This window comes from Streptomyces sp. NPDC048415 (assembly GCF_040651675.1).
Taxonomy (GTDB): domain Bacteria; phylum Actinomycetota; class Actinomycetes; order Streptomycetales; family Streptomycetaceae; genus Streptomyces.
Genome location: NZ_JBEZKJ010000001.1, coordinates 201,629 through 215,051, shown reverse-complemented (window position 1 = coordinate 215,051; position 13,423 = coordinate 201,629). Strand labels below are relative to the sequence as shown.

14 protein-coding genes and 1 pseudogene are annotated in these 13,423 nt (G+C 69.5%); 5 read left to right on the top strand and 10 right to left on the bottom strand.

Going from position 1 to position 13,423, the window contains the following annotated elements; genetic code table 11:
* Positions 1-198: 198 nt before the first annotated feature.
* Positions 199-654, bottom strand: a complete 456-nt coding sequence (locus tag AB0D27_RS00970) for a MarR family transcriptional regulator (RefSeq protein WP_362500804.1) — start codon at positions 652-654, stop codon at positions 199-201.
* A 126-nt stretch (positions 655-780) separates the two neighbouring features.
* On the opposite strand from AB0D27_RS00970, the gene AB0D27_RS00965 reads away from it, so the two are divergent.
* The gene (locus AB0D27_RS00965) at positions 781-2,580 is read left to right on the top strand and encodes an ABC transporter ATP-binding protein (protein WP_362500803.1); all 1,800 of its coding nucleotides are present in this window, start codon (positions 781-783) and stop codon (positions 2,578-2,580) included.
* A 43-nt stretch (positions 2,581-2,623) separates the two neighbouring features.
* Positions 2,624-3,475: an endolytic transglycosylase MltG gene (gene mltG / locus AB0D27_RS00960; protein WP_362500802.1), complete on the top strand. Its 852-nt coding sequence runs from the start codon at positions 2,624-2,626 to the stop codon at positions 3,473-3,475.
* A 16-nt stretch (positions 3,476-3,491) separates the two neighbouring features.
* Here mltG and AB0D27_RS00955 read toward each other — a convergent pair whose 3' ends face one another.
* The 6 genes and pseudogenes from AB0D27_RS00955 to AB0D27_RS00930 form a co-directional block, all read right to left on the bottom strand.
* On the bottom strand, positions 3,492-4,580 hold the full coding sequence (locus tag AB0D27_RS00955) for an NAD(P)-binding domain-containing protein (RefSeq protein WP_362500801.1): 1,089 nt from the start codon (positions 4,578-4,580) through the stop codon (positions 3,492-3,494).
* A 36-nt stretch (positions 4,581-4,616) separates the two neighbouring features.
* Positions 4,617-4,742: pseudogene (locus tag AB0D27_RS00950) on the bottom strand (alkanesulfonate monooxygenase); the annotation flags it as partial.
* Between the two features lie 108 nt (positions 4,743-4,850).
* Positions 4,851-5,882, bottom strand: a complete 1,032-nt coding sequence (locus AB0D27_RS00945; protein WP_362500800.1) for an ABC transporter substrate-binding protein — start codon at positions 5,880-5,882, stop codon at positions 4,851-4,853.
* Positions 5,883-5,932: 50 nt separating this feature from the next.
* Positions 5,933-6,685, bottom strand: a complete 753-nt coding sequence (locus AB0D27_RS00940) for an ABC transporter ATP-binding protein (protein ID WP_362500799.1) — start codon at positions 6,683-6,685, stop codon at positions 5,933-5,935.
* Complete coding sequence (locus AB0D27_RS00935; protein ID WP_362500798.1) at positions 6,658-7,545, bottom strand: ABC transporter permease; 888 nt, start codon at positions 7,543-7,545, stop codon at positions 6,658-6,660. Before AB0D27_RS00935 ends, AB0D27_RS00940 begins: the two co-directional genes overlap by 28 nt.
* Positions 7,546-7,684: 139 nt before the next feature.
* A complete protein-coding gene (locus tag AB0D27_RS00930) occupies positions 7,685-7,768 on the bottom strand; it encodes a putative leader peptide (protein ID WP_350495123.1) in 84 nt (27 codons plus the stop codon).
* A gap of 122 nt (positions 7,769-7,890) precedes the next feature.
* Between AB0D27_RS00930 and AB0D27_RS00925 the strand changes: the two genes are divergently transcribed.
* Together AB0D27_RS00925 and AB0D27_RS00920 are read left to right on the top strand one after the other, a co-directional pair.
* On the top strand, positions 7,891-8,319 hold the full coding sequence (locus tag AB0D27_RS00925) for a secondary thiamine-phosphate synthase enzyme YjbQ (protein WP_362500797.1): 429 nt from the start codon (positions 7,891-7,893) through the stop codon (positions 8,317-8,319).
* A gap of 56 nt (positions 8,320-8,375) precedes the next feature.
* Complete coding sequence (locus AB0D27_RS00920) at positions 8,376-8,822, top strand: RpiB/LacA/LacB family sugar-phosphate isomerase (RefSeq protein ID WP_362500796.1); 447 nt, start codon at positions 8,376-8,378, stop codon at positions 8,820-8,822.
* A 159-nt stretch (positions 8,823-8,981) separates the two neighbouring features.
* On the opposite strand, the gene AB0D27_RS00915 is transcribed toward AB0D27_RS00920, so the two are convergent.
* From AB0D27_RS00915 to AB0D27_RS00905, 3 genes are all read right to left on the bottom strand, one after another.
* Positions 8,982-10,097, bottom strand: a complete 1,116-nt coding sequence (locus tag AB0D27_RS00915; protein WP_362500795.1) for a ferritin-like domain-containing protein — start codon at positions 10,095-10,097, stop codon at positions 8,982-8,984.
* A gap of 35 nt (positions 10,098-10,132) precedes the next feature.
* Complete coding sequence (locus AB0D27_RS00910; RefSeq protein WP_362500794.1) at positions 10,133-10,855, bottom strand: SGNH/GDSL hydrolase family protein; 723 nt, start codon at positions 10,853-10,855, stop codon at positions 10,133-10,135.
* Positions 10,856-10,955: 100 nt separating this feature from the next.
* A complete protein-coding gene (locus tag AB0D27_RS00905) occupies positions 10,956-11,528 on the bottom strand; it encodes a class I SAM-dependent methyltransferase (protein ID WP_362500793.1) in 573 nt (190 codons plus the stop codon).
* A 172-nt stretch (positions 11,529-11,700) separates the two neighbouring features.
* Between AB0D27_RS00905 and AB0D27_RS00900 the strand changes: the two genes are divergently transcribed.
* Positions 11,701-13,395: a class I adenylate-forming enzyme family protein gene (locus tag AB0D27_RS00900; protein ID WP_362500792.1), complete on the top strand. Its 1,695-nt coding sequence runs from the start codon at positions 11,701-11,703 to the stop codon at positions 13,393-13,395.
* The last annotated feature ends 28 nt before the right edge of the window (positions 13,396-13,423 follow it).

Here is a 13,423-nt window from a genome sequence, read left to right as displayed (position 1 = left end):
CAGGGAACCGGCGCCCCGAGGCCAGCTGACGAACCAGACGTTCACCTGCCCCCGCCCCGCCGCCGCCCGCATCCCGCCAAGGAACCGGCGCCGGAGGTGAGTTGACGAACCCGGGACGGGTCGCGCGCCGCATCTCCGGCAGGACGGAGTTTGGCGGCCGCGGCCCGTCGGGCTGTCGAGTGCCTTACTGCTGCCGGTTCAGCAGCGGGGATCCACCCCGGGCATGCCGTCCACCAATGTGTCCAGCAGTCCGCCGAGCACCGCGCGCTGCTCGTCCGTCAGCGGAGCCAGGATCTCCTCCGCGGCGGAGCGGCGCGCGCCGCGCAGCTCGCGCAGCGCCTTGCGGCCCTCGTCCGTGACCTCGATGCGGATCACACGCCGGTTGCTGGGGTCGGGGACCCGCCGGACTTTGCCGCTCGCCTCCAGGCCGTCGACCAGGGTGGTCACGGCGCGGGGCACGACCTCCAGGCGCTCGGCGAGATCGGCCATGCGGGGCGGTGAGCCGTAGTGCGCGAGGGTGCGCAGCAGCCGGGACTGGGCCGGTGTGATGCCCAGCTCACGCTGCTCCAGATGGCGCTTCTGGATGCGGTGCACGCGGCGGGTCAGCCGGAGCAACTGCTCGGCGAGCAGGCCGTCGGCATCGGGGGTGGTCATGCGGGAACAATATCAGGATGCCGTTCATTGTGAGTATAGGTAACAATGAGCTATGCTCCCTCAGTCCTTGTCGTCCCGTATGCCCTCGGGTTCTCGCGGGACTCGTCTCACACCCCGTAGGAGCCCATGCGTCCCGACCAACCCACCTGGACCCCGCCACCCGCCGACGCGGAACAGCCGCGGCAGGTGCGCCGCATCCTGAAACTCTTCCGGCCCTACCGCGGCCGCCTCGCGATCGTCGGCCTGCTGGTCGGCGCCGCCTCCCTCGTCTCCGTCGCCACGCCCTTCCTGCTGAAGGCGATCCTGGACGTCGCGATCCCCCAGGGTCGTACGGGCCTGCTGAGCCTGCTCGCGCTCGGCATGATCCTCAGCGCCGTCCTGACCGGCGTCTTCGGCGTGCTGCAGACCCTGATCTCCACGACGGTCGGCCAGCGCGTCATGCACGACCTGCGCACCGCCGTCTACGGTCGGCTGCAGCGCATGTCCCTCGCCTTCTTCACCAGAACGCGCACGGGCGAGGTCCAGTCGCGCATCGCCAACGACATCGGGGGCATGCAGGCGACCGTCACCTCCACCGCCACCTCGCTGGTCTCCAACCTCACCAGCGTCGTCGCCACGATCGTCGCGATGGTCGCCCTGGACTGGCGCCTGACCGTGGTCTCCCTGCTCCTGCTGCCGGCCTTCGTGTGGATCAGCCGCCGCGTCGGCAACGAACGCAAGAAGATCACCACTCAGCGCCAGAAGCAGATGGCCGCGATGGCCGCCACCGTCACCGAGTCGCTCTCCGTCAGCGGCATTCTGCTCGGCCGCACCATGGGCCGCGCCGACTCGCTCACGCGCTCCTTCGCGGACGAGTCCGAGCGCCTGGTCGACCTCGAGGTGAGGTCGAACATGGCGGGGCGCTGGCGCATGTCCGTCATCGGCATCGTCATGGCCGCCATGCCGGCCGTCATCTACTGGACCGCGGGCATCGCCCTCCAGTTCGGCGGCCCCTCCATATCGGTCGGCACGCTCGTCGCCTTCGTCTCGCTCCAGCAGGGCCTGTTCCGTCCGACGGTCAGCCTGCTCTCGACCGGCGTCCAGATCCAGACCTCGCTCGCTCTCTTCCAGCGCATCTTCGAGTACCTCGACCTGCCCATCGACATCACCGAGCCCGAGCGCCCGGTCCACCTCGACCAGGTCAAGGGCGAGATCCGCTTCGAGGACGTCGAGTTCCGCTACGACGACAAAAGCGGCCCGATCCTCGACGGCATCGACATCACCGTCCCCGCGGGCGGCAGCCTCGCCGTCGTCGGCCCCACCGGCTCGGGCAAGTCCACACTGAGCTATCTGGTGCCCAGGCTGTACGACGTCACGGGCGGGCGTGTCACGCTCGACGGGGTGGATGTGCGCGACCTGGACTTCGACACCCTCGCGCGCGCGGTCGGCGTCGTCTCCCAGGAGACGTACCTCTTCCACGCCTCGGTCGCCGAGAACCTGCGCTTCGCCAAGCCGGACGCCACCGACGAGGAGCTGTACGCGGCGGCGCGGGCGGCCCAGATCCACGACCACATCGCGTCCCTGCCCGACGGGTACGACACGATTGTCGGTGAGCGCGGCCACCGCTTCTCCGGCGGCGAGAAGCAGCGCCTCGCCATCGCCCGAACCATCCTGCGGGACCCGCCCGTGCTCATCCTCGACGAGGCGACGAGCGCCCTGGACACGCGCACGGAGCACGCCGTCCAGGAGGCCATCGACGCCCTGTCGGCCAACCGCACCACCCTCACCATCGCCCACCGGCTGTCCACCATTCGAGGTGCCGACCAGATAGTGGTCCTCGACTCCGGTCACACGGCCGAACGCGGAACGCACGAGGAGCTGTTGGAGCAGGACGGCCGCTACGCCGCGCTCGTCCACCGGGACGCCCAACTGGAGCCGACAAGATGACGATATGTCGGAGTTGTAGGCATTAGCGGGTTACCGTGCCCCCATGCAGATGAACACTCCGCCCCGGAACACGATTCGACTGACGCGCCGGGGCCGGGTCGCCCTCATCGCGACCGGAGCCGTGGTGGCGGCCACCGCCGTGGCGGTGCCGCTGCTGTGCCTGGCGGGTGGCGAGGACGCTAAGCCGGCGTCCCTCGTCATCCCGGAGGGCTGGCGCTCCGGCCAGGTCTACGAGGCCGTCGACAAGGCCCTCGGGGTTTCGCCGGGCACCACCAAGAAGTCCCTCGGGAAGGCGAATCTGAAGCTGCCGAACGATGCCGAGGGCAACCCGGAGGGATACCTCTTCCCGGCGACGTATCCGGTCGACGAGGGGGCGACGCCGGAGTCGTTGCTGTCGTCCATGGTCAGCACCGCGAACCAGAAGTTCAACGGGGCGCCGGTCGCGGCGGGTGCGCAGCACGACGCAATGAACGTCTATCAGGCGGTCACCATCGCGAGCATCATCCAGGCCGAGGCGGCGACCAAGGCGGACATGGGCAAGGTGGCCCGGGTCATCTTCAACCGCCTGGAGCGCGGTATGCCGCTGCAGATGGACTCCACGATCAACTACGCGCTGAACCGTTCCACCCTGAACACCAGCCAGAGCGACACGAGGCTCAACAGCCCCTACAACTCGTATCTGCGCATGGGGCTGCCGCCCACCCCGATCGCCAACCCCGGCGAGGAGGCGATGCGCGCCGCGAGCAACCCGCCCCCGGGGGACTGGCTCTACTTCGTGACGGTCAAGCCGGGCGACACCCGCTTCACGGCCAGCTACGAGGAGCACCAGAGGAACGTCGCCGAGTTCAACCAGAAGCACAAGAGCGCGTCCCCGGCCGTGACCCCCAGTCACTGAGCCGGCGTACGAGGTATCAGACGGCTACCGGCACTCCTGCGAGCAGCCGCTTGATGTCCCGCACCGCGGCGCGGCCGGCCCGGTTGGCGCCGATCGTGCTGGCCGAGGGGCCGTAGCCGACCAGATGGATCCGCGGATCGGTGATCGCGCGCGTCCCCTCGACGCGGATTCCGCCGCCCGGCTCGCGCAGCCGCAGCGGCGCCAGATGGTCGATGGCGGCCCGGAAGCCGGTCGCCCAAAGGATCACGTCGGCGGCCACCCGACGCCCGTCGTCCCACTCCACACCATCCGGCGTGATGCGGTCGAACATCGGCCGGCGGTCCAGTACGCCGTCGTCCAGAGCCTGCCGGATCGCGTCGTTCAACGGCAGCCCGGTCACCGAGACCACGCTCTTGGGCGGCAGTCCCCGCCGGACCCGTTCCTCGACGAGCGCGACGGCGGCCCGCCCGAGGTCCTCGGTGAAGGGGCCCTCGCGGAAGACCGGCGGACGCCGCGTCACCCACGTGGTCTCGGCCGCGTAGGGGGCGATCTCCATCAGGTGCTGAGTGCCGGAAGCGCCCCCGCCGACGACGACCACCCGCTGTCCGGCGAACTCCTCGGGGCCGGGGTACTGCGCCGTGTGCAACTGCCGTCCCCGGAAGGTCTCCTGTCCCGGATAACGCGGCCAGAACGGTCGGTCCCAGGTGCCCGTCGCGTTGATCAGCGCCCGCGCCGACCACGTACCGGCGTCCGTCTCGACGAGCAGCCGTCCGCCGGAACCCTCCCGTACGGCCTTGACGTCGACCGGCCGCCGTATCCGCAGGTCGAACGTGCGCTCATAGGTGTCGAAGTACTCCGCGATGACCTCCGACGACATGCGCGCCGGGTCCGCGTCCGTCAGCTCCATGCCGGGCAGGGAGTGCATCCCGTGGACCTTGCCGTACGTCAGCGACGGCCAGCGGAACTGCCAGGCGCCGCCCGGACGCGGCGCGTGGTCCAGGACGACGAAGTCCCGCTCGGGCTCGAAGCCGGTGCGTCGCAGGTGATAGGCGCTGGACAGTCCGGCCTGTCCAGCGCCTATGACGACGACATCGACTTCTCTCGCGCGCACGCCGGTGTTGTTCACGCTTCTACTAACTCGACGGGGGCTCCGGATCTTCCCTCAGCGGCCGCTCGCGACCAGAAGCGGCGCGCCGGGCCCCACCGCCGTACCGGGCAGCAGCCCCCTGGCGGCCAGATCCGGGATGACTCCCTCCCCGAACCAGTACGCCTCCTCCAGGTGCGGATACCGTTCCTGGAAACTGAGCGGGAGTGAGTCCTGTTCAGAACCGACGCTCAGCCGCCTGTCCCGAACGGTCTTGGACACGCTGGTCGCCCGCGTGGAGATGGACGGTCATCAGGATTCCTTGAAGACGCGGGGCGTGGACGTCGACGGGGGCAGGCTGTCGTTGAACCGCGTGTCCACGAAGCCGGCGAAGTCGACCTTGCGCGGGATCAGCTTCAGGCCGGTGAAGGTGTCCGCGATCGCCTGCTCGGAGGCGATGAGCGGCTTGTCGACGGCGACCGCGATACGGCTGGCGTTGGTGCGCTTCACCGACGCCAGCGCCACCTCGTACGGCAGTCCGGTGTCCTTCGCCCACACCTTGGCCCACGCCTGCGGATGGGTGTAGACCCAGTCCTGGGCGCGCCGCAGCCGCTCGAGGTAGTCCTTGATGGCCGCGGCCTTCTTGGTGTCCTTGAGGGCACTCGGGGCCGCCACCTGGAAGCTGAGCCCGTTGACCACGCCGTCGCCGTCGGTCAGGATCCTGCCCTGCTTGGCCTGCAGCACCTGCGAGGTGTACGGGTCCCACACCGCCCACGCGTCGACCTTGCCGCTGGTGAACGCGGCCAGCGCGTCGGCCGGCTGGAGGTACTTCACCTTGACGTCGCCCAGCGTGAGCCCGGCCTTCTTGAGCGAGGCGATCAGCTGGTAGTGGGCGGACGAACCCTGCGCCACGGCGATGGACTTGCCCTTCAGCTCCTCGGGATTCTTCAGCGAGGAGTCCTTCGGTACGAGGATGGCCTCCCCCTTGGACGTGCCGTGCCAGGCGGCCACGACGGAGATCTTCGAGCCCGCTCCGGCCGCGAAGACCGGCGGGGTGTTGCCGACGCCGCCGACGTCGACGGCCTTGGCGTTGACGGCCTCCAGCAGCGGCGGACCGGACGTGAACGTCGACCACTTGATCTTGTAGTCGAGGTTCTTCAGCTCCCCGGCGGCGCGCAGCACTGCCTCCGAACCACCCTTCTGATCCCCGACGTCGAGGGTGAACGAGCCCTTGCCGTCGGTCCGCCCACCCGAGCTGGTGTCGGCGGCGGAGTTCCCGCCGCAGGCGGCGAGGAGCAGGGCCAGGGGGAGGAGCAGGGCGGCGGGTGCGGGACGTCGTCGCATGGTGGTTCCGTTCGTTCGGGTTGAACTGAGGGTGGGTGGGAGGGGGGGGCTCAGGCGGCTTCGGCCGCGGTGTCGACGCCGAGTCGTTCCAGCAGTGCGGCGCGCAGGGCGGCGAACCGGGGGTCGGTGATGTCGCGCGGCCGGTCCAGCTCGACCTTCGTCTCGTACGCGATGACACCGCCGTCCATGACCAGGACGCGGTCGGCGAGCAGCACCGCCTCCTCGACGTCGTGGGTGACCAACAGGACGGCGCAGCCGCGGCGTTGCCAGAGTTCGCCGACGAGCCGCTGGGCCTTGATGCGGGTCAGCGCGTCGAGTGCGCCGAACGGCTCGTCGAGCAGCAGCAGATCCGGCTCGCGCACCAACGCCCGGGCGAGGGAAGCGCGTTGTGCCTCACCGCCGGAGAGAGTCTTGGGCCAGGCGTCCGAGCGGTGGGTGAGGCCGACCTCGGTCAACGCCTGTTCGGCGACGGCGCGTTCGGGCTTGCCGGGCAGGCCGAGCAGGACGTTGCGCCACACCTTCTTCCACGGCATCAGCCGAGGTGCCTGGAACGCGACGGCCTTGCGCCGCGGGACGAGGACGGTGCCCTCGATGTCGCGGTCGAGCCCGGCGAGGATGCGCAGCAGGGTGGACTTTCCGCAGCCGCTGCGCCCGAGCAGGGCCACGAACTCGCCCGGCCGCACGTCCAATTGGAGGTTGTCGATGACGGCGCGGCCGTCGAAGGAGCGGGTCAGGCCATTCACCCGTACGGCCGAGGACGTGGCCGTTTTGGTGGTCAACGGCCCGTGAACGTCGGTCGCCATTGCAGCAGCAGCCTTTCGAGGGTGCGGACGATGAAGTCGGCGAGCAGGCCGAGGAAGGCGTAGACGATCAGGCAGACCACGATCACATCGGTCCGCAGGAAGTCACGCGCCTGAACCATCAGGAAGCCGATCCCGGCGTCCGCGTTGATCTGCTCGGCGAAGACGAGCGCGAGCCAGGCGATGCCGAGGGAGTAGCGCAGCCCCGTCATCGCCCCGGGCAGCGCGCCCGGCAGGACGACATGCCGGACGAGTCCCCACCGTGAGAGTCCGAGCGACTCCCCGGCCTCGATCAGCTGGGAATCGACGCCGCGGATACCGGCGTAGACGTTCAGATAGAGCGGGAAGGACACACCGAGGGTGATGATCGCGATCTTCGGGGCCTCGCCGATGCCGAACCAGATGATGAACAGCGGGATCAGCCCGACGAACGGCACGGTCCGCAGCATCTGCACGCTCGCGTCGACGAGATCCTCACCGATGCGGAACAGTCCAGAGATCAGGGCGAGTCCGGTGCCGACGACGGTGCCGAACAACAGCCCGACCGCGACGCGCTGCAGTGAGACGCCCATCGCGTTCGGCAGCGACCCGTCCGCGATCAGATCACTGCCGACCCGCGCGATGGTGCCCGGCGAGGCGAGCACGTCCGGGGCCAACACGCCCGTACCGCTGAGGAGTTGCCACAAAGCGAGCAGCAGGAGGGGCCCGGAGGTGCGGCGCAGCCAGCGGGGGACACGGGTGCGGCGCGTGGAGGCGGGGACGATGGGTTCGAGCTCGGGAGACGCCTGTTCCGGCGCGCCGGCCTTGGGCTTATCCGATATTTCGGGTTCTGGGGAGCTTGGCGGGGCATGGCTGATGCTCATGAGTGCTCCAGGGGAGGTGAGCGACTGGAGAGAGATACGCCAGAGCGCCGCCACGTCATGGGCTCAGCGTGGGATCGCGTGAAGCGGGACGCGCGGGTGGGCGGGGCGCGGGCGAAGAGAGGGGGAGTGAAAAAGGGCGTCAGCAGCCGCGGCGACACGCGGCGGAGGCCACCCGCAGCAGGTCGATGTGACCGCGCGTGGTGAGCAAGACTGAACGCAACATGCGGCAGAAAGTAGCCAGCTGGTGCGCGGACGGTCAATGGCGTCTCGCGGAATGGACCCCTCGTATCAGCCTACGGGCGATCCTTCGGGTGTGAATCCCGGCCTATGGGTGAGGATTGGGGCATGTCCGATGCCTTCACCACCCGTGTCCTGAACGTCGCCACCGGTTCGTCGGAGACGGTCGTCGACCTGACTCGCGAATGCGAGGCGTTTCTCCGTGAGGCGGCGGCGGGCCGCGACGGTCTGCTGAACGTGTTCGTGCCCCACGCGACCGCCGGAATCGCGATCATCGAAACCGGCGCCGGCAGCGACGACGACCTCCTCACCGCCCTGCACTCCCTCCTTCCCGCGGACGATCGCTGGCAACACCGCCACGGCAGCCCCGGGCACGGCCGAGACCACGTACTCCCCGCCCTCGTCCCGCCCCACGCGACACTGCCGGTGCTGGGCGGCAGGCTGGAGCTGGGAACATGGCAGTCGGTGTGCCTGGTGGATACGAACCGCGACAACCCCGACAGGAAGGTGCGGTTGAGCTTCCTCGCAGGCGCGTGATCCCGTTTCTGGATCTCCGGAGGCGTCGAGCTCACCCACTGAGTAGGCTCCGAGACATGCGGATCTCCGTTTCCTCGGACATGGACGAACCCGTGGCCCGCTCCCTTCTCGCGGAGTTGCGCGGCCGCGGCCACGAGGTGCTTTCGCATGGGGCGCTGCGGCCTGGGGACGACGCGCAGTGGGCGGCGTGCTCGGAGGCGGCGGCCCGTGAGGTCGCCGCCGGGAGGTCGGACCAGGCGGTCGTGTGCTGCTGGACCGGCACGGGCGCGTCGATCGCCGCGAACAAGGTGCCCGGGGTACGAGCGGCCCTGTGCACGGACGCGTACACGGCGGACGGCGCACGCCGCTGGAACGATGCGAACGTGCTGGCACTCAGCCTGCGGCTGACGTCCGAGCCGCTGCTCAAGGAGATCCTCGACGCCTGGTTCGCCGCCGAAGCCAGTGAGGACGCCGACGACCGGGAGAACGTGGCCCACGTCGGTCGGCTGGAACTCGGCAGATAGTCGAGTTCTGCCGCCGTTGCCCGCGTGGAAGTGAAGCGGAGTCGTGGTTGCCGCAACGGAGAACGGAGTGCCTCGCCTCACACATACCGCTGACGGGACGTGGAGCGGGAGCTCTGGGCGGCGCTGGACCTGGAGGCCTCACGAGCTGGCCCGCTTGCGCTACCCGCCTGCTTTCGTCGAACCGAGCTCGACCGCCTCGTCCACTTCCGCCTTGCGGGTGCTCAACTCGGCGGCGGCGCGCTCCTCGTCGTACTGCTCGGCAATTCCCTCGTCCTGCCGCATCAGGGCCACCAGGTCTGCCTTGGCGTGGTCCAGTACGCCCATATCGGCATAGGCGGCTTTCACCTTGTCGCTCCAGAGTCCGATGTCCCGGATGATGGGAACGATTCGACCGAAGAGGAGCGACCGATAGAGAGTGATCAGCTCTGAACCGTCCACGTGCTTCATGCACGCGTCGAGCGGCAGGTCGAGTGTTTCGAAGATCTCGCGTCCGGTGAACCTGTCGCGGAGCAGATACGAGCCCTCGATCACGAACTCCTCGCGCTCGGCTCGCTCCTTGCTGGTCAGCTCGGAATAGTAATCCTTGAGCACCAGCCGCCCGAACGCCACATGCCGGGCCTCGTCCTGCATGACGTAGGCGAGGAGCTGCTTGACGAGCGGCGTGGTGGCCATGTCCCGGTAGAGTCCGAAGGCCGCCAGCGCCAGCCCCTCGATCAGCACTTGCATGCCGAGATAGGGAAGGTCCCAACGGCTGTCCTCCAGCGACTCGGCCAGCAGTTTGGCCAGGTCCTGATTGACCGGGTAGTACATCCCGATCTTCTCGTGCACGAAGCGGCCGAAGAGCTCCATGTGCCGCGCCTCGTCCATCACTTGAGTCGCGGCGTAGAACTTGGAGTCATGGTCCGGCACCGACTCCACGATCCTGGCGGAGACGGTCAGCGCTCCTTGCTCACCGTGCAGGAACTGGCTGAAGAGCCAGGAGCCGTGGTGCCGGTCGACTTCGTCGCGGTCCCTCTGCGACATCTTGTTCCAGATGTCGGATCCGAAGAGAGGCTTGAACTCCGCGGGCAGTCCGGCAACGTTGAGAGGGTCTACTTCCTGCCCCCAGTCGATGCGCTTCTGGGCGTCCCACTGCTTGTCCTTGCCTTTTTGGTACAACGCGAGCAGCCGGTCCCGGCCTCCGTCGTACTCCCAGGAGAAGCGGGCCGCCCCCGCCATCGGTACATTCCAGGTGTCAGTGGGAACGGGGACTGAGTACAGCTCGTACGAACTCACGGAGCGGCCCTCCTCGGGGCGTACTTGGCCAGAGCTCAGGCGTTGCCCAGCCGCGCACCCAGGGCGCGGATGATCTCGGTGCCGAGGACGGCCTGGCCGCGGGCGTTGAGGTGGATGCCGTCGGTGCTCCAGACGGACTCCTCGCGACCCGTCGGGTGGCTCTGCATGTCGACGTAGACCGCGTCCAGGCGCTCCGACACCGCCCTCATACGCTGCGACAGGACGGCGAGGCGCTCACGGGCCACGTCCCGGTACCGCGCGTCGAAGTGCGGGTTGCCGATGATGTCGAAGAAGCCCGAGGTCACCAGCGTGCCGCCGGTTTCGCGCAGCGGCGCGAAGAGGGCCTCGAGTTCGCTCTCCGCGGCGTCCGGGTCGAAGACCTTGCGCAGGCCGTCGTTGCCCCCGCACAGCGCGATGACCAGGTCGGGCTTGAAGTCCAGCGCGGGCTGCAGCTGGCTCTCCCTTACCTGCGCGGTCAGCAGGTCGCGTTCGCCCAGATTGAGGTGCGCCAGGTCCGGCCGTACCTCGCGGAGCGCGGCGATCACCAGGCTCGACCAGGGCTCGGAGCGGTAGCCGAGGCGCGGCTCGCTGATGCCCTGGGCGACGCTGTCACCGACGATCACCAACCTGGACCAGGGGGCGCCCCGCAGCAATGTCCCGCCCTCGGCCGGTGACACCACATGGGGGTCGTTGCTCTCCGTCACGTCAACCGTCTCCACGTCCACGTCCTCCCGTACGCCCTGTGTCCTACCGATCAACAGTTGCACCCGGCCGGCGTGCCTCGCTGGCGGAAAAGCGACATCATCGAGGTGCCGCATCCCTGGCGGGGCCGTCCCCGCGGTGTTGTCCGTCGCGCCTCTACCTCTTGCGGGCGCGGAAGCGGATGCTGTGACCCCGGCGGTCCCGGTCCACGACGGCGTCGTCGAACCCGGCCGCGGTCAGCCGCGCCCTGAACCCTTCGGGGCCGACGACGTTCATGGTGTCGCCGAGGTGCAAGAGCCGGAACGGCAGCGTCGGCTGGCTGTCACTGCCGGCGAACACGCCACCCGGCCGCAGCACCCGGAACGCCTCGGCGAGCAGCCGGTCCTGGAGCGTGCTGGTCGGCACGTGATGCAGCATCGTGAAGCACACCACGGCGGAGAAGCCGCCGTCGGGCAGCGGCATCGCGGAGGCGTCCCCGTGCAGGATGCGCGCCCGGCCGCCCCAGTCCCGTTCGAGCCGCCGCGCTGTCGCCCCGTCGATCTCCAGCGCGGTGAGCTGGGGGACGCGCTCGACGAGAACGCGGAGGTTGGCGCCGTAGCCGGGGCCCAGTTCGAGGACGTCCTCGCCGAGCTCGACGCCCTCCAGCGCCCAGGGCAGGATCCGCTGCTCCGCGAGCCTGGCCCATTTCCGCGAACTGCACAGCGTGCGGTGCGCCTTGTTCATTGACATGCGCCGACGCTAACTCCGGGCACACCGTCGCCCGCTGACATCGCCGCGCCAGCGCCGTGTCAGCACGCTGCCCTACGTTCCTGCGGGTCCGGCACGTCGACGCCGGGCTCATCCGACGGGCCCAGTGCGTCACCACCCGGCCGCATCCGGCCACAGACCTCTGGGGACGCGCATGACCACCCACGCGACCGACTCCCGTCCCGGCTTCCTCACCGACTACGCCCCCGCCCGCTTCCGGCGCAGGCTCTCCCCCTTCTCCCGGGTGCCCGCCACCGGACGTATCGGAGAGGTGTGGCACCTGGCGGCGCGGAATCACCCCGGGCAGCTGGTGATCGTCGACCGCGCACCGGACGTCGACCCGGAAGGGCCGCTGGAGCGCACCTACCCCGAATGGGCCGCGCTGGTGGACGACTTGGCGGGACGGCTGTACGCCATGGGGGTACGCGAGTGGGACCGCGTCGCCGTCGTGAAGCGCAACCACCTGGACATCTCGCTGCTGGCCTCCGCCGCGGCGCGCATCGGTGCCATACCGGCACTGATCTCCGACAACCACCCGCCGGACACGGTCGCCGTGCTCCTGGAACGCCTGGAGCGCCCCTACGTGGTGACCGATCGCCGGGCCCTGGACGCGATGGGGCTCGACACCGGGACCCTCGCCAAGCTGGCCGAGCGGACCGCGTGCGTCGACGGCGCACCCGCCGACCGCCCGGACGTGCTCGACTTCGGCGGACTGCGGGGCGGCCCAGTGCCCGCGCGGCGGCTACGGGAGTACGACGAGCCCATGGTCATCACCCACACCTCGGGCACTACCGGCATACCCAAACTGGTGCTGCACTCGGCAGCCTCCCTCTACTCCCTGGGGCTGGTGGAAGCCGAGCGATGGCCGGTGTTCCGGCTGCGTGCGGACGACACCGTGGCCTTCTGCCAGCCGTACTCGCACCAGCGGGTGATCACCGGCCTGCTGCCGCTGACCACGGTCGGGCCGAAGCTCCTGATGTTGTCGGACCCTCAAGGCCCCAGGCTTCGCGCTCTGTTGGTGCGGCATGCTCCCACCCTGGTGGAGACCCTGCCCAACGCCTTTCTCGCCTGGGAGGACCTCGCCAGGGACCCCGGCAGGCCGTTTCGCCGGGTGCGCGTGTTCGTGAACTCCTTCGACGCGATACACACCCGGACGATCCGCACCTTCCTGGCGGCCACCGACCGCAGGTTCCCGGTGTGGGTCCAGTCGTGGAGCCAGACCGAGGCGGGCGCCGTGGCGATCCGGCCGTACACCCGCAGGTCGGTGCGGCGCCGTGGCCACCGGCCGCCCCCCACCCAGATGCTGGGATGGCCGGTGCCAGGGTTCGGCAGGCTGCGCGCCGTGGATCCGGCGACCGGCGGAGCGGTGCCGCCCGGCGAGGTGGGCCTGATCCAGTTCTCCGCACCCGGTCGCTGCCTCACCTACGTCGGGGAGCGAGCCCGCCATGACCTCAAACGCGAGGGCGACTGGTGGAACCTGGGCGACATGGCGGTCATCAACCGCTGGGGCGCGGTGCGTCTCATCGACCGCGAGGTGGACCGCATTCCCGGAGCCAGCGCCCTGGAGATCGAGGACGTACTCCTGGACCGTCTGCCCAGCACCACGGAAGTCATCGTGCTGTCCGTCCAGGACGGCCTCCCGCAGCCCGTGTACAGCACGCGGCACGACATTCCCGTCGACCCGGCCCAGTGGCGGACCGCGACGGCCGGACTGCCGGAGCTGGCCGAGCCTCTCCAGATCCGCTGGGACGAGTTCCCCCGCACCGCGACGTGGAAGGTGCGCCGCGTGATGCTCCGCGAGCAGTTGATCGCGGGCACATCCGGCATCGGCTTCGGCCAGTGGACATGACGCGAAGGCCAGTGGCTGAGGCAGCCGT

Bases quoted from the DNA above. Each gene is read 5' to 3' on its own strand.
- AB0D27_RS00970 (WP_362500804.1), bottom strand. From the start codon at position 654: ATGACCACCCCCGATGCCGACGGCCTGCTCGCCGAGCAGTTGCTCCGG.
- AB0D27_RS00965 (WP_362500803.1), top strand. From the start codon at position 781: ATGCGTCCCGACCAACCCACCTGGACCCCGCCACCCGCCGACGCGGAA.
- mltG (WP_362500802.1), top strand. From the start codon at position 2,624: ATGCAGATGAACACTCCGCCCCGGAACACGATTCGACTGACGCGCCGG.
- AB0D27_RS00945 (WP_362500800.1), bottom strand. From the start codon at position 5,882: ATGCGACGACGTCCCGCACCCGCCGCCCTGCTCCTCCCCCTGGCCCTG.
- AB0D27_RS00940 (WP_362500799.1), bottom strand. From the start codon at position 6,685: ATGGCGACCGACGTTCACGGGCCGTTGACCACCAAAACGGCCACGTCC.
- AB0D27_RS00935 (WP_362500798.1), bottom strand. From the start codon at position 7,545: ATGAGCATCAGCCATGCCCCGCCAAGCTCCCCAGAACCCGAAATATCG.
- AB0D27_RS00930 (WP_350495123.1), bottom strand. From the start codon at position 7,768: ATGTTGCGTTCAGTCTTGCTCACCACGCGCGGTCACATCGACCTGCTG.
- AB0D27_RS00925 (WP_362500797.1), top strand. From the start codon at position 7,891: ATGTCCGATGCCTTCACCACCCGTGTCCTGAACGTCGCCACCGGTTCG.
- AB0D27_RS00920 (WP_362500796.1), top strand. From the start codon at position 8,376: ATGCGGATCTCCGTTTCCTCGGACATGGACGAACCCGTGGCCCGCTCC.
- AB0D27_RS00905 (WP_362500793.1), bottom strand. From the start codon at position 11,528: ATGTCAATGAACAAGGCGCACCGCACGCTGTGCAGTTCGCGGAAATGG.
- AB0D27_RS00900 (WP_362500792.1), top strand. From the start codon at position 11,701: ATGACCACCCACGCGACCGACTCCCGTCCCGGCTTCCTCACCGACTAC.